Genomic DNA, 15,682 nt, shown 5'->3' with positions numbered 1-15,682 from the left:
TGAATGTAAAATTTTCATGCCCTTAAAAGAGCATGAAAATTTATTACTATTAGTATACGAAAAATAGCTATCCTTGCGTTGTAAAATTTTTGTATGTTTTGTTAAAATCTACTTATTTTATTGTTTATCGGTTTTTTTTCGTTTTGATCTTTTCCATAGAAGGAAGATAAACACAACAAATGCTGTATAAACAGCTCCCATCACAATAAAATAAGGGAAATTTAAACCGGACTTCTCCGTTAATACATACACTTCTGACTCTTCACGATCAAGAATTAGCTTATATTCGTCATTATTACTCTTAATTAAATCCCCATTGATTAAGCCACGTAGCTGTTTATCCTGTTCTAAATTAATTACAACATTTTGAGTCTTAGAAGTATTGTTAATAGCAATAATGGTTGTTTCATTTTTATATTGTCTTTTATAAACAGCCATTCCTTGTTCTTCAAATAATACTTCAAAGCTTCCTCTTGTTAATGAAGGTAGCTTCTGACGCACTTCCCCAATTTTGGTAATGTACTCTATTAATTCTTTGTCTGTCATAAAATTCATTTGGCGACGATTATCTGGATCGGTACCACCGTCTAGAGCAATCTCACTACCGTAGTATACAATGGGTATTCCTGGACTCGTATACAGGTAGGTTAGTGCTAATCTCCAGCGTGGACCAGGATGCTGATTATTGGAAATAGCATCTCTTGTAAATCTAGTCGTATCGTGATTATCCATAAATGTCCCCATTAAGTAAGGGTTTTCATAAGTCGTTTGATTTCTTTCCCATACATTAAATAACCAAGAAAGTGATTGGTCTGGTTTTTGGAACGCATTTCTTAAGTGTTCGTTCAATGGATAATCAACGAACCCATCAATCCCTACCTTTTCATATTTAGAAATAAAATTAGGGTCTTCGTGCCAAACTTCCCCTAATAGATAGAAATCATTTTTAACAGACTTCACTTCTTTCGAAAAATCCTCCCAAAAATCAAGAGGGACATGTTTTACTGTGTCTAAACGATAACCATCGATATCAGTTTCCTCAATCCACCATTTAGCTGCATCTAGTAAATATTTTCTAGTTTCCGGATTTTCTTGTGCTAAATCTGGTAAACCAAAGATTGACCCGTTTTCAAGCTCTTCTGGGTCTTCCCAATTAAATATTTCTCTCGGTTCATGGAACCAGTCCTTTTTTTCCGGGTCATTTACCCATGGATGATTAGGTCCAACATGATTGACAACAAAATCTAGAATAATTTTGATATCTCTTTTATGTGCTTCATCTACAAGTTGTTTAAACTTCTCTATTGTTCCAAAATGCTCTTCTGTATTGTAGAAGTCATTGATCCAATAACCATGATACCCTTTATCTTCATTATCAAAGATAGGAGTCATCCAAATGGCAGTGAACCCCATGTCCTTAAGATAATCTAACTTATTAATGATTCCTTCAAAGTCTCCTCCATGATAAGCAAGAGGATCTTCAGCGTCTACCTTGAAATCATTTGAAAAGTCACTGTTGTTAAAGCGGTCTACCATTAAGAAATAAATTGTTTCGTCTTGCCATTTTCGCTCTTCTTTTTCAACTGCTCCTACGGGGAGGGCGTAAAAAAGAAGAAACGGAATTAAGATGAGAGTAAGTAAACTTTTCTTCATCTCCGTTCCTCCTTTATTTGTCATTTTGAAGAAAGGCTACTAGTTTCCACTATATTAAATGTGGTTACTAGTGGCCTATAAATTAAAACTCCACGCCTATAAGATTAGCCTTTTGTTCCCCCTGCAGTCAATCCTGAAACAAAGTATCTTTGGAAAATAAGGAATAATGCAGCGATTGGAATAGCGATTAATACGGCACCTGCCGCGAATTTTGTAAATTCATTACCAAATTGTTTAGCTACCATTTCGTACAATCCTACTAAAAGGGTGAACTTTTCATCTGTTCTTAGTAAGATACGAGCTAAGATAAAGTCACCAAATGGTGCAATGAATGAGAATAAGGCAACTACTGCTAAAATTGGTTTAGCAAGTGGCATAACGATTTGGAAGAAAATACGTAAATGTCCTGCTCCATCAATTTTTGCTGATTCATCTAACTCTTTAGGAATCGTATCTAAGTAACCTTTCATTAAATACGTATTCATAGGAATTTGACCACCAACATATACAAGGATTAACCCTAAGTGTGTGTCAATTAATCCTGTACGATTAGCCAATACGAAGATTGCAATTAAAGCGGCAAAGTTCGGAATCATTTGAAGGATTAGGAATGTAATTAAACCATTTTTACGTCCAACGAAACGATATCTTGAGAAAGAGTACGCCGTTAAACTCACACTGATAACCGTTAAAATCATAGTGATGATACTGATTTTCATTGAATTCCAATACCAAAGTAAATAATTACTTTTTTCTAAATCAAAAAGATATTTATAGTGTTCTGTTGTTGGATTTTTTGGAAACATGGTAGAACCGGATAAACTTTGTCCTGGATTTAACGATGACCCTACAATCCATAATAATGGGTAAATGACGATAACAGCCATAATCCCTATAACTAAGTACGATAGCGTTAGTCTAATGATTTTACTTCTCTTCATATTCATATTACATCATATCCTCTTCTTGGAATGATTTCGTTCTCTTGAATTGCCATAAGGCTACAGTAATAACTATTATTGAAAGAATCATCGTTATTGCTGCTGCTTTACCGTACTGTGCGGATGTCATCGTCAAACGATAAATCCAAGAGATTAAGATGTCTGTTCCCCAAGCGGTTTGTCCTGGAACTGCAGGACCACCATTATTGAATAGGAAAATAACGTTGAAGTTATTAAAGTTAAACGTGTACTGTGTAATCATGATTGGTGCAGTAGCAAATAAAACTAAAGGTAATGTAATTTTAGTGAACTTTTGCCAGATTGTTGCACCGTCAACTGTTGCAGCTTCATATAAATCATCTGGAATGGATTGTAGAACACCCGTAACCATTGCAAAAATGAATGGGAATCCAAGCCATCCCTGTATTAAAATTAAGGCAGCTCGAGTATAGAATGCCTCTGTCATCCATGGAAGAGGGTCGATACCGATTGCGGGTAATATCATTTTATTAATGATACCGAAAGATTCATTGAACATCCCTGAGAAGATTAAAATTGAAACGAAAGATGGTACTGCCCAAGGTAAAATTAATAATGTTCGAATGATTGCTTTACCTTTTAAATCTTTTTGGTTTACAAGAATGGCTAGGAACATACCTAGTGCGACTTGGAAAGTAGTTGCACCGAATGTCCATACGATTGTCCATCCAAGTACTTTAAAGAACGTATTACGCCAAATATCAATACTGAAAATATCGATAAAGTTTTGGATTCCAATCCAGTCTACTAATTTAGCTGGTGGAGAGTGATATAGATCGTAGTTTGTAAATGCTAAAAGAATAACGAAAATAATAGGAAAAATTACAACAAAGATTAGAAGTAAAAAACCCGGTGAAATCATTAAATATGGAAAACCACTATCAATTAAGTTGTGGTATTGTTCTCGAACTGAATTTAAACGTATACCATTGTCACGTTTCTTTCCGTTTTGATAGGCATCGTAGAGATTAAATGCTAAAACTCCTAATCCCAAAACGGTGATAATTAAAGCGATAATTCCATCGATTAACAAGAAGATAGAATGATCTAGTTTAGGTATTTCCCCTAGGGTAAAGAGACCCCAGAATCCCATGTTAAGTATGTCTCCGAATACAATTAGAAATGATGCTGCTAAAATTAAAAATATGGAACCTTTTAAAAACTGTTTGTTATAAAATTGACCTAGTCCCGGGATAATCGATAGAGCTAGGGCTACTTTTCTATGATTGGTTACTTTTTTCTTTTCTGTTTCCATTTAAACCTTTCCCCTTTCTAACTTGAGGGAGAATATTTTTTGTGCAATCGTTTGCCTATTAGTAGAAAATGATAGGCAATTCCCTAAGGAACCGCCTATCAATTTTACATAACGGTATTACTTATGGTTTGTTTCAATTTGTTTCTTGATTGTATCTACAGCTGAATCAAGTGCCTTTTTAGGCTCTGATTTTTGTGAAGCAATTTGTTGTAATGCAGATGCCATTGGACCCCAAACCTCACCCATCTCTGGAATGTTTGGCATAGCTACTGCATATGAAGATTGAACTGCTACTGCTTTTGCTGCTTCGTTATCAGCAATAATTGGATCTTCGATTAAAGATTTAACCGGAGGAATTTCTTGTGTTAATTCAAAACGTTGTTTAGCGCTATCAGCATTAGTAATGTGCTCTACTAATTTAGTTGCCCAGTATTTGTGCTCAGTAAATGCCGTTACGTGCCATCCTTTAACACCCATGAATGTGTTAACTGGTTTACCATTTGGTAATGTTGGAAGTGGTGCTACACCGATATCAATACCAGCATCTTTCATACCTTGGAATGCCCATGGTCCATTCATTACTGCTGCTACTTTACCTTCATTGAATAATCCATCCATTGCAGATCCACCAGATTCACCGATGATTCCTTTAGGGAATAGACCTTCTTTATACCATTTTTGAATGTATGCTGCACCTTCTACAGCACCTTCATTGTTAAGACCTAAATCATCACGGTTTAAAGCACCGTTTTCATTATTGAATACATAACCTTCATAAGCACCCATGATACCATAACCGAAATAGAAGTTATCCCATAGTGCTAAGAATCCATAGTTGTCACCTTTAGTGAAATCTTTTGAGAATTCATATAGCTCATCAAAAGTTGCAGGTGGTTCTGGCATTAATTTTTTGTTATAGATGAATACTGGAGTTTCAGTAGACTTTGGAAGTCCATATAATTTACCGTCATACATTTGAGCATTAACTGAAGCTTCAGTGAAAGTATCAAGAACTGCTTGATCTACTTCAATCTCATCAATTAGACCTTCAACTACTACTTGACCAATTTGGTCATGTGGAAGTGTAACTACGTCTGGAGCATTTCCAGCTGGACCGTCTAAACGAAGTTGGTCACGGATTTTATCAGCCATGTTTAATTCTTTATATTCTACTTTAATACCATATTCTTTTTCGAAAGATTCGATAGCAGGTTTTAAAGCAATCCCTTTATCTTTATCTTCCCAAACTACTAGTTTTTCTGGCTTTGCAGGCTCTTCACCAGTTGCACTATCTGTTGGTTCTGTTTCTTTTGGTTCTTCAGCACGATTTGGACCACATGCTGCTAGAACACCAAATACTAGTACGATCATCATGAACAGCGATAAAGCTTTTTTCATTATTGACCCCTCCAAATTTTTTCTTTGTCATTTTTAGTAGTACAAACGATTGCACAAATTACTAGGATACACTACTTTGAAAACGCTAACAAGATTTTACAGAAATAGAAGTTTCCTTATAAATCATATTACTTAGGCAATCTTCATATTATGCATACTAAGTGAAAACGATTGCACAAACTATAGTCTTAATTATACGTGCATTTTCTATTTTGACAACTATTTTCAAATAAAATTCACATAAAATTATTTTTGTATTTTATGGAATTGTCACTTGAAGCTAGAAATATTATCTGATATTTTTTAAAGGATAACCGAAAATGCAACCGATTGCATAGAGAGGAGTTTTTAAATGATAGAACGTTCATCCGTATATCACCGTCCTACCGATCAATTTGCTTACCCTTATGATGAGGAATCATTACATATTAAATTAAGAACGAAAAGAGATAATGTTGATACAGTTGAACTCTATTACGGAGATCAGTATGAGTGGGTTGACGGGAAATGGATTTCTCATAAAGATTCATTAGAAAAAATCGGAACGGATACTCTCTTTGATTATTGGTTAATTCAGATTAAACCAGAACATCGAAGAATTCGTTATGGATTTCTATTAACTAGTGCTAGTGAAACCATTCTATATACAGAAAAAGGATTTTTTTCAACAGCACCTGAAGATCCTGGCTACTATTTTAGTTTTCCATTTCTACATACAAGTGAGGTATTTAGAGCTCCTAGCTGGGTAAAAGACACTGTTTGGTATCAAATTTTCCCTGAGAGATTTGGTAATGGGGATCCTACAAACGATCCTAAAGGTTCAAAACCTTGGGCAAGTGAGCCGCCTGCTAGGGACAATTTCTTTGGAGGGGATTTTCAAGGAGTTATTGATCATCTCGATTACCTAGTAGACTTAGGGATAACAGGAATCTATTTCACACCTATATTTAAGGCTCATTCCAACCATAAATACGATACAATCGATTATCTAGAGATTGACCCACAATTCGGAGATAAAGAAAAGTTTAAAGAACTAGTCAAAAAATGTCACGAGAACGGTATAAAAGTTATGCTAGATGCTGTATTTAATCACAGTGGTTTCTACTTTGAACCTTTCCAGGATGTCTTAGAAAAAGGGGAACAATCAAAGTACTCTAACTGGTTCCATACACCTGATTTTCCTTTAAAAGGTGGCGAGCGTCCGAATTATGCAACATTTGCATTTGAAAAGTCCATGCCTAAATTTAATACACAGAATAAGGAAGTTAAAGATTACTTACTTGAAGTAGGGCGATATTGGGTACGTGAATTTGACATTGACGGTTGGAGATTAGATGTAGCCAATGAAGTGGATCATCAGTTCTGGAGAGAATTCCGTACAGCTGTTAAGGAAATTAAACCGGACCTATATATTTTAGGTGAAATCTGGCATGATTCGATGCCTTGGTTAAGAGGAGATCAATTCGATGCCGTTATGAATTATCCATTCCTAACGAATGTGTTAAATCTTTTCTCCAAAGAAACCATTACTGCAAAAGAATTTGTAGAAAATATGACATCCGTAATCCAACTATACCCTGAAAACGTAAATGAAGCAGCTTTCAATCTTGTTGGAAGTCATGATACTCCCCGTATTCTAACTGAATGTAAGGATGACCTTAATAAAGTTAAGTTAATTTATACCTTTATGCTTACCTTTATAGGCACACCTTGCATTTATTATGGTGACGAAATTGGGTTACGCGGGGAAATGGATCCTGGATGCCGAGCATGTATGCCTTGGGACAAAAAAGAGTGGAACGAGGATTTACGTAATCATGTAAAAGGACTCCTTCAACTACGTAAATCAGAGAAATTATTAGCAAATGAGGGCTCATTCCAATTCTTAGACACATCGGATGAGCAAGCTTGTATTGCTTTTATGAAAAAAAGCAAAGATAAAACCATCGTTGTGTTAATGAATCCAACTTCCAATGAGTTAGAGTATTCCCTTCCTTTCTCCTTAAAGGGTAAAAAAATGACAGATTTAAAAGAGAAACGTGAATATGCTGCTGAGGCAGATCAATTATCCGTTCATTTAAAAGCATATGATTATTCCATTCTTGCTTTTTAATCGGAAAGAATACCAAAACATTCTCCTTTAAATCCCAGTAATATTTTGTTAAAATAACATTCTATTATTAATGCAGTCTTAAGCCAATGGTTTAAGACTGCTTGTTTTATTTTTTATGTCTATGGAGCTTGTCCTCCTAAGATATAGATCTAACTCCATACATTTAAGATTTTTTACACCCTGGAAAAAGGAGGGGAAACATGAAAAAAAATGATTCTGTAAAAAAGATGACTCTTTTCGCCCTAACATGGCCTATTTTTATTGAGGTACTTCTTCATATGCTGATGGGAAATGCGGATACATTAATGCTCTCACAGTATTCTGATGACTCAGTTGCTGCCGTTGGGGTTGCCAATCAAATCTTATACTTAATCATTGTTATGTTCGGGTTTGTGGCTACAGGTACAGCCATTCTTATTGCTCAAAATATCGGAGCTAAAAATCTTAAAGATGCGGGAGAGATTTCTGCAGTTTCCCTAGGAGCAAACTTAATATTCGGGTTGGTTCTAAGCGCCATTATTTTTGTTTTTAGTAAACCCTTACTTAGGTTAATGGATTTGCCAGAGGAATTAATTGAGGAGGCACACTCCTATCTAGTCATTGTAGGTGGTTTTTCATTCGTTCAAGCCTTAATCATGACCATTGGAGGTATTGTTCGAAGCTATGGCTTCACTCGAGATGTCATGTACATAACAATTGGAATGAACATCTTAAACGTAATCGGAAACTACCTATTCATTTTTGGCCCATTCGGATTCCCTGTTTTAGGAGTTGAGGGTGTTGCCATTTCCACAACAGCTAGCCGGCTAATTGGTTTGATTGTATCCATTGTGGTTTTATACAAACGTGTACCTGGTGGTTTACCGGTGAAAATGCTATTTAGTTTTCCGAAGAAACACCTAAAAAACCTTTTAAAAATAGGAATCCCTTCAGCTGGAGAACATTTATCTTATAACTCTTCTCAAATGGTGATTACTTACTTCATTGCTACTATTGGTACAGAAGCTTTAACTACAAGGGTTTACGCCCAAAATATTATGATGTTTATTTTACTTTTTGGTATTGCCATTAGCCAAGGGACTCAAATTCTAATTGGTTATTTAATCGGTGAAAACAAAATTGAAGAAGCCTACAAAAGATGTCTTAAGAGTCTTCGATATGCTATTGGAATTTCTGCTTTTTGCGCTATTCTACTTTCCTATTTTTCAAAGGAATTAATGGGGATTTTTACTAGTAATGAAGAAATAATCGCTGTAGGTAGTACACTTATATTATTAACGATTATACTTGAACCTGGACGTTCATTTAATCTAGTTATCATTAATTCTCTTAGAGCAACAGGTGATGTAAAGTTCCCAGTTTATATGGGGATTCTATCAATGTGGGGTGTCAGTGTAACCCTATCGTATATTCTAGGAATCTATTTTGCTCTTGGTCTGATTGGGGTTTGGATTGCTTTCATTGCAGATGAATGGTTGAGAGGTTTACTAATGCTATGGCGTTGGCGATCTAGAGTATGGGTCAATTACTCGTTTATACAAAAAAAAGCTAATTAATATTTAAGAGCTTGGTATTTGCCAAGCTCTTATTTTTTTTATAAAAGATTAATAAGTCTACATCATAGCAATGATTTGGTCTTTTACTTCTTTTGTTACATAGTTTCTCTTTTGGAACGTGTTATAACCATTTTTTCTTATTTCATCTAAAATTGCTCTATATAAATAAGCTGCCCCTTTAACTGGTGTTCTAGAATATAAAGGATATTCATCAATTGTTTCAAGTGCCTCACTATAATAGCTGTCTGCTAACCTAGCTAACTCTTCTACTATATTTATAAATCTTTCATTTACATCAAATTGAAGAAACTCCTTATAGGAATAATGGTGTTTCTCAAACAATTCAGATGGAACATAAATTCTTCCTTTTAACAAATCTTCACCAATATCACGAAGGATATTCGTGATTTGCATGCCCAATCCTAGTTTAATGGCTCCGCTTCTTAATATTTCTGTTTTTCCAGGTGCAAGAATGGGGAGGAGCATTAAACCTACTGTACTAGCCACATGATAAGAATAGTGTAGTACTTCTTCAACCGTTTCATATCTGTTTTTTATTAGATCCATCTTTTGCCCAATAATCATATCTTCAAATGGTCTGATGTCCATTTGATATTTAGAAAATACATCTGCTAGGGCTAGCCACATAAAATCATGTTTGATTATTTTTCCTTTCTTGAATAGGTCAAATTCCTTCTCAAACACTAGTATTTCTTTCTCAGGCTCTAGTCCTTCATCCATGATGTCATCCACTCTTCGACAGAATGTATAGATAGCCCAAACCGCTCTCTTTTCCTCCGAAGGTAAAAACGAAAAAGCTTTATAAAAGGTTGCTGAGTTTTTCTTAATGACTTCTTCACAATCATCATATGCCTTTGCTATTTGATCCAACATAACTCACTTCCTCTCTCTCCGTATTGTGTATATCTTCTCTTAGCAAATAGTCGGCTAATAATTTAGCTCCTTGCATAACAATCGGTACTCCTCCACCCGGATGAACGGAAGCTCCAACAGCAAATATATTATCCTCTTTAAAAGGTTTTAGCTGCGGTCTAAAAACACCTGATTGAAATAAGGTTGGCGCTATTCCAAAACTTCCGCCAGAGAATAACCCTTCATATATTGCATCTCCTGGAGTTCGTATTTTTTGCCACTTTATATGTTTTCTGATCTGTTTAAAACCGTTCTCTTCCATATGATTAATGACTCTTTCTGCTAACAATCTGCCTTGTACAGACCAATTTATATGGCTGCCTGAAGGAACAGGAACTAATACATAAAGGACACTTTGATTAGATGGTGCCAGTGTAGTATCTATGACAGTAGGATTGAACGTATAGTATGAAGGATGAGTTGGGATTTGCTTTCTTTCAAATATATCCTTCATAGAATCTACAAAGTTTTCACCGATAAAAAATTGGTGAGGTAACTGGTCTTCGTATATTTTGTCTAACCCAAAATATAGTAATAAGCATCCAGAAGATGGAGTGTAATTTTGTTCCCTTTGTAGGAGTTGTTTTTCCGCGATTGGAAAATCTCCATTAAGGACAAATTGGTCAAAACTTTCCTTCTTTCCATCTACGTTTATATGTTCAGCCTTAAAACCTCTTGTTTCTATGTTTTCCACTCTAGAATTTAAGCGAATGGTAACATTTCTTTTTCTCAATTCTTTCTCTAATACTTGAACTATACTTGCATACCCACCTTTTATATAATAGATTCCATGCTCATGCTCGCTATAGGATACTAGGCTATAAATAGCTGGAGTACTTAAAGGATTCCCCCCAATGTAAAGAGTCTGTAAAGCATAGGAGATCATTAACCTTTCGTCATTAAAGTATTGAGATAGTTGTTTAAATACATTTTTATAAGCTTTTAACTTTACTAGTGTTTGAATGGTTTCTTTATTCCAAAAGTCGCTTTGTCTAATAAAAGATTTTTCTAGTATTTTTTTCTTTCCCAGTTTAAACCGAACATCCATATCTTTCATAAACTGAATAAATCCATCTACATCCCGAGGAAACTTTTCCTGGATCTCTTTTATTTGCTGTTTTGGATCAGCATACTTAATGTAATCAGTTCCATTTGGATAATGAATTCTATATAGCGGATCACACTTTATCAGCTCATAGCTACTAGAGTCTACTCCCGCTTCCGAGAGGATCTCCTTTATCATTTCTGGTAAAAGTACAATGGTTGGTCCTTTATCAACTCGGAATCCATCTTCCTCTACAAAAGACAATCTTCCTCCTAAATGGTCTTCTTTTTCAAAAATCGTTACGTCTACTCCCCTTTTAGAGAGAAGGAGAGCAGTGGTCATTCCGCCGATGCCACCTCCGATAATGGCTACTCTCATAAAGCCTGCTCCATTCCCTGTTGTAGTGACGGTTCAAATGATACTCCATCCTCTTTCATCATCATCTTTGTTGTGATACGAGCAGACTCTAATATCGTTGGAAGCCCGCTTCCCGGGTGAGTGCCTCCTCCTACTAACCAAGTATTCTCTAATTCTTCAAATCGGTTATGAGGACGAAATACCATCATCTGGCTTAACTGATGCCCTAAGTTAAAAGTTGCCCCTTTATATACGAGCATTTCTGTTTCCCAATTCCTTGGGGAAATCACCTTTTCCACTTCTACAACATCCCTTAAGCCTTTAAAGCCTGTTTTTTCCTCAACTGTTTTCAGTACTAACTCTTTAAAAGTCTGCTCATGTGTAGCCCAATCAATCTTGCTCATATTGTTTGGAACAGGTGCTAATATATACAGAGTAGATTTCCCTTCAGGTGCAAGGGTCGGATCAGTAACAGAAGCATTTTGTATATAAATTGATGGATCCTCTGACAGACTCATCGTTTTTGTAATTTCCTCCACATTTTTCTTGTAATCATCTGCAAAACAAATGGTGTGATGGGGAAGTTTATAAGTTTTGTTGATTCCTAGATAGATCATGAAGGTGGAACAAGAATACTTTTTCTTTTCTAGTTTTTCCGATGTGTACTTCTTTAAGACACCTGGTTCAACGAGGTGTGTCATGATATGGGCAAAGTCTCCATTGATAACCACTTCATCAGCTTCCACTTGTTCACCAGTTTCTAAAAGAACTCCTTTTACTTTTCGCCCATCTAGTATTAGTCTTTTTACACCTTTGTTTAAGTGAATTTTTCCTCCATATTCCTTTGTCACCCTTGCCATTGCCTCTGATAGTTGATTAAGCCCTCCAATCGGGTGATAAATTCCGTATTCATGTTCCATAAAGGAAAGAATAGAAAAGGCACCCGGACATTCCCATGGTGACATTCCTAAATATTTTGACTGGAAAGTAAAGGCTAGCTTTAAATGTTCATCTTTAAAATACTGACTTAAAACATCATAGAGGCTCTTTCCTAACGAAAGTTGCGGGATTGCCTTTAACACTCTCGGGCTTAAGTATTGAATTAGTGAATCCATCTTGTTTTGTAAAATAGGAGTTAAAGTATCCATCTTCCGTTGTGTTTCCTTCATAAATCGTAAATAACCTTCACCATTTCCTGGGAAGTGCTTTTCAATTTCATCAAACATTTTGTTTTTATCTCTATACATTTGAACCTTTTTATCAGTAAAAATTAATTCGTACATTTTCTTTAATTCTTTTAACTCTAAATAATCGTGAAGATTACGGCCAGCTACTTCAAATAACTCTTCTGCAATGTGAGGCATACTTAAAAAGGTTGGACCAATGTCAAAAGTATATCCTTTTAGTTTTATTGCTCCGTTTCTTCCACCTACGTGTGGCTGTTTTTCATATACTTCAACATCGTAGCCTTTGCTTGCTAGAAGCATGGAGGCTGCTAGTCCCCCGGGTCCTGCACCGATTACAACTATTTTCTTTTTCACCACTCAGCCCCCTATACTTCTTCGTTATACATATATTATACAAAGATTATACAAAAGAGTGCTGACTGTGACAATTTTAAACTCTCTAGTCCACAAAAAAAGAAAAGAGCCCATACAATCTCTGTACAGACTCTAATCACTTAATATTAAACTGTTAATCTACGACATTAATATTATAATCATGGAACCATACATGAATTTGAGCTAGGTGGGCTAATAATTGTGGACCTGTCATTAGTTGACCAAACCATGGTTCTTTAAAAGCTTCTCCTCTTGTTTCAAGGATGTGGTTTAGTTTATTCTTATCAAAGAATTCATATAAAACGGATGAGCGGTTTTCCAGGAATTCACCGAGTAGCTGTTGAACTGCTTTTGTATACTTTGGATTATGAGTTTTCGGGTACGGGCTCTTTTTTCTATAAAGAACTTCATCAGGAAGGATCCCTTCAAGAGCTTTTCTGAGTAACCCCTTTTCTCTGTTTCCGTGCATTTTCATTTCCCAAGGTATATTCCAAACGTATTCAACTAATCTATGATCTGCAAAAGGTACACGAACCTCTAGACTTGCTCCCATACTCATCCTATCTTTACGGTCGAGTAATGTAGTCATAAACCATATTTGATTCAGATAAAATAATTCCCTTCTACCTGCTTCCTCAGGACTTTCACCATCTAATTTAGGAACCTCTGCTAGCGTCTCATTGTATTTGGCCATCATATAATCTTCAAGGTTTAGTTTATTGCGCCAGTTTTCCTTTAGTAAGCTTTGTCGCTCTTGAATCGATCTCATCCACGGAAACCCACCTCTTTGTAAATCTTCTTTACGATGGAACCATGGATATCCTCCGAAAATCTCATCCGCGCATTCCCCTGACAGACTAACGACATATTCTTTTTTAATCTCACGGCAAAACCATAAAAGAGATGAGTCAATATCAGCCATTCCAGGTAAATCCCGCACATGGACTGCTTCAATTAAATGCTCTGCCAACTGGTCTTGAGTGATAATCGAGCTATGGTGTATCGTACCGAACTCATTTGTCATCTTTTGAATAAAGGCAGCATCGGAGTTTGGCTGAAATTCATTCGCTTTAAAAAACTGATCATTATCTTCATAATCAATGGAGAACGTATGAAGTGGACCTTTTCCTTCTTTTTCATACTCTTTTGCAGCAATTGCCGTTATGGCACTTGAATCCACACCACCAGAAAGGAACGTACATAAAGGAACATCCGAAACGAGTTGTCTTTTTACTGCATCTGTAAACAAATAACGGACTTTTTCTACTGTTTCATCAAGAGAGTCTTTATGAACTTCACTTTTCACATTCCAGTAACGCCAAAGTTTCAAGCCATTTGTAGATAGCTTTAAGGCATGACCTGGTCTTAATTCTTTAATTCCTTTAAAAACCCCTGAACCAGGTGACCTTGATGGTCCAAGCCCAAATACTTCAGATAGCCCTTCACGATCAAGTTCTGCCTTTATTTCTGGATGAGCTAAGATTGCTTTTAATTCCGATCCAAATATTAACCCCTTGTTAGTCTCAGAGTAAAATAAAGGTTTGACACCTAGTCTGTCTCTTCCTATGAACAACTGATTCTTTTTCTCATCCCATACAGCAAAGGCAAATATCCCATTTAGATAATCAACGCATTTTTCTTCCCATTCTATATAGGCTGATAATAGAACTTCAGTATCAGAATGTCCCTTAAACGAATATCCTTTTATTAGTAACTCTTTTCTAATATCTTCTGTATTATAGAGCTCTCCGTTATAGCAGATGGTATAACGGTTATCGTGCTTTTCTTTAATCATTGGTTGTTTTCCGCCTTCTGGGTCAACAACAACTAATCTTTTATGACCGAATCCAACGTGTGTGTTGGTCCATACATTCGTATCATCTGGACCACGTTTCGTTAAAGTCTCTGCCATTTTTTCAATTGTTCCGTGTTCTTTTCGTATGTCTCTCTGAAAATCAATCCAGCCTGTAATTCCACACATTGTCATCATCCTTTCCGAGCGGAACATCCCTGAATCTGGGCACCATGAACATGTATATATCCTATGCCGGGCCCTAAAAAAAGTTAATTGTCCTTTTCAATAAGAGTTTAAAATAATTCCAAGTTGTCAACAAAGAAATGTGAGGTAACCTTTTTCATTCTTATTAGTTAGCACTATAACTTTTTGCTCCCCTTTAATCGGGTGGTATGTCACTAATCAGCTTTACGGAGGTAAACAATGAATAGACAGCAACGAACAAAACTGTTTGAATTTCAAACCCGGGCGTTTACAGAAGGAACAGTTGAATGCATAAATGACCAATGGGTTTTCTTCGACGATGAAACGGAAGAAGCATCGTTAATAGATGAGTACCTCCATCAGGAAGTTGAAGTTTTTCGATTTAATCGCTGGAAAAAAGGTATATTATTTGATGGAGGAAAAATTACTTTTGGTGACGAAATGGTTTTCTTGAAAAATCACGACCATGTTCGAATTCGTAAACATTTAATTTACTCACTAGAAAGATTATTAGAGGAAATCTCAGATGATTCCTTTTATCAATTTATTACCCATCTAAATTCATTGAAATTTTCAATTTATGACTGTATTTATTGCTATAATCATCTAACCTTTTTAAATGATGGTGACCGGAAAAATGGAGTGAATTTCTTAATATTTGATAACCAAGACGAAATTTGCAGCGTTCAACATCATTTCTGTTATTATGAAAAACGAAATGACCGCTTTGAATTTACGTTAAACTCAGGTAAACGAATGGTGATTGAGAAAATCACTTCATAGGAAAAGGTGGCTTAAATTATGTAGCCACCTTTTCTATTTAACCTATAT

At 35.7% G+C, this 15,682-nt stretch carries 11 protein-coding genes; 3 read left to right on the top strand and 8 right to left on the bottom strand.

Annotated features, from left to right (window positions below; genetic code table 11):
* Positions 1 to 117: 117 nt before the first annotated feature.
* The 4 genes from SM124_RS00915 to SM124_RS00900 form a co-directional block, all read right to left on the bottom strand.
* Complete coding sequence (locus tag SM124_RS00915) at positions 118 to 1,653, bottom strand: alpha-amylase family glycosyl hydrolase (protein WP_322444604.1); 1,536 nt, start codon at positions 1,651 to 1,653, stop codon at positions 118 to 120.
* A gap of 104 nt (positions 1,654 to 1,757) precedes the next feature.
* Positions 1,758 to 2,600: a sugar ABC transporter permease gene (locus SM124_RS00910; protein ID WP_322444603.1), complete on the bottom strand. Its 843-nt coding sequence runs from the start codon at positions 2,598 to 2,600 to the stop codon at positions 1,758 to 1,760.
* 1 nt (position 2,601) lies between these two features.
* The gene (locus tag SM124_RS00905; protein WP_322444602.1) at positions 2,602 to 3,888 is read right to left on the bottom strand and encodes a carbohydrate ABC transporter permease; all 1,287 of its coding nucleotides are present in this window, start codon (positions 3,886 to 3,888) and stop codon (positions 2,602 to 2,604) included.
* A 117-nt stretch (positions 3,889 to 4,005) separates the two neighbouring features.
* Complete coding sequence (locus SM124_RS00900; RefSeq protein ID WP_322444601.1) at positions 4,006 to 5,286, bottom strand: extracellular solute-binding protein; 1,281 nt, start codon at positions 5,284 to 5,286, stop codon at positions 4,006 to 4,008.
* Between the two features lie 355 nt (positions 5,287 to 5,641).
* Between SM124_RS00900 and SM124_RS00895 the strand changes: the two genes are divergently transcribed.
* Both SM124_RS00895 and SM124_RS00890 read left to right on the top strand, forming a co-directional pair.
* Positions 5,642 to 7,399 carry an alpha-glycosidase gene (locus SM124_RS00895; protein WP_322445031.1) on the top strand — a complete coding sequence of 586 codons (1,758 nt, stop codon included), beginning with the start codon at positions 5,642 to 5,644 and terminating at the stop codon, positions 7,397 to 7,399.
* Positions 7,400 to 7,599: 200 nt separating this feature from the next.
* On the top strand, positions 7,600 to 8,955 hold the full coding sequence (locus SM124_RS00890; protein WP_322444600.1) for an MATE family efflux transporter: 1,356 nt from the start codon (positions 7,600 to 7,602) through the stop codon (positions 8,953 to 8,955).
* Positions 8,956 to 9,012: 57 nt separating this feature from the next.
* Here the strand turns inward: SM124_RS00890 and SM124_RS00885 are convergent, their stop codons facing one another.
* The 4 genes from SM124_RS00885 to asnB all read right to left on the bottom strand — a co-directional run bounded on the left by SM124_RS00885 (position 9,013) and on the right by asnB (position 14,833).
* On the bottom strand, positions 9,013 to 9,849 hold the full coding sequence (locus SM124_RS00885; protein ID WP_322444599.1) for a phytoene/squalene synthase family protein: 837 nt from the start codon (positions 9,847 to 9,849) through the stop codon (positions 9,013 to 9,015).
* Positions 9,821 to 11,311, bottom strand: a complete 1,491-nt coding sequence (locus tag SM124_RS00880) for a phytoene desaturase family protein (protein ID WP_322444598.1) — start codon at positions 11,309 to 11,311, stop codon at positions 9,821 to 9,823. Before SM124_RS00880 ends, SM124_RS00885 begins: the two co-directional genes overlap by 29 nt.
* Positions 11,308 to 12,831, bottom strand: coding sequence for a phytoene desaturase family protein (locus SM124_RS00875; RefSeq protein ID WP_322444597.1), 1,524 nt, complete (start codon positions 12,829 to 12,831; stop codon positions 11,308 to 11,310). Before SM124_RS00875 ends, SM124_RS00880 begins: the two co-directional genes overlap by 4 nt.
* Positions 12,832 to 12,985: 154 nt before the next feature.
* Positions 12,986 to 14,833, bottom strand: coding sequence for an asparagine synthase (glutamine-hydrolyzing) (gene asnB / locus SM124_RS00870; RefSeq protein ID WP_322444596.1), 1,848 nt, complete (start codon positions 14,831 to 14,833; stop codon positions 12,986 to 12,988).
* 237 nt (positions 14,834 to 15,070) lie between these two features.
* Between asnB and SM124_RS00865 the strand changes: the two genes are divergently transcribed.
* Positions 15,071 to 15,634, top strand: a complete 564-nt coding sequence (locus SM124_RS00865; protein ID WP_322444595.1) for a DUF2777 domain-containing protein — start codon at positions 15,071 to 15,073, stop codon at positions 15,632 to 15,634.
* Positions 15,635 to 15,682: the final 48 nt, after the last annotated feature.

It is taken from the genome of Robertmurraya mangrovi (assembly GCF_034427655.1).
Taxonomy (GTDB): domain Bacteria; phylum Bacillota; class Bacilli; order Bacillales; family Cytobacillaceae; genus Robertmurraya_A; species Robertmurraya_A mangrovi.
The sequence above is the reverse complement of the archived record's forward strand: the minus strand, read 5'-3'. Positions and strand labels throughout refer to the sequence as shown.

What these genes read in the sequence shown, in the direction of transcription:
- SM124_RS00915 (WP_322444604.1), bottom strand. Translation starts at nt 1,653, where the DNA reads ATGAAGAAAAGTTTACTTACTCTCATCTTAATTCCGTTTCTTCTTTTT.
- SM124_RS00910 (WP_322444603.1), bottom strand. Translation starts at nt 2,600, where the DNA reads ATGAATATGAAGAGAAGTAAAATCATTAGACTAACGCTATCGTACTTA.
- SM124_RS00905 (WP_322444602.1), bottom strand. Translation starts at nt 3,888, where the DNA reads ATGGAAACAGAAAAGAAAAAAGTAACCAATCATAGAAAAGTAGCCCTA.
- SM124_RS00900 (WP_322444601.1), bottom strand. Translation starts at nt 5,286, where the DNA reads ATGAAAAAAGCTTTATCGCTGTTCATGATGATCGTACTAGTATTTGGT.
- SM124_RS00890 (WP_322444600.1), top strand. Translation starts at nt 7,600, where the DNA reads ATGAAAAAAAATGATTCTGTAAAAAAGATGACTCTTTTCGCCCTAACA.
- SM124_RS00885 (WP_322444599.1), bottom strand. Translation starts at nt 9,849, where the DNA reads ATGTTGGATCAAATAGCAAAGGCATATGATGATTGTGAAGAAGTCATT.
- SM124_RS00880 (WP_322444598.1), bottom strand. Translation starts at nt 11,311, where the DNA reads ATGAGAGTAGCCATTATCGGAGGTGGCATCGGCGGAATGACCACTGCT.
- asnB (WP_322444596.1), bottom strand. Translation starts at nt 14,833, where the DNA reads ATGTGTGGAATTACAGGCTGGATTGATTTTCAGAGAGACATACGAAAA.
- SM124_RS00865 (WP_322444595.1), top strand. Translation starts at nt 15,071, where the DNA reads ATGAATAGACAGCAACGAACAAAACTGTTTGAATTTCAAACCCGGGCG.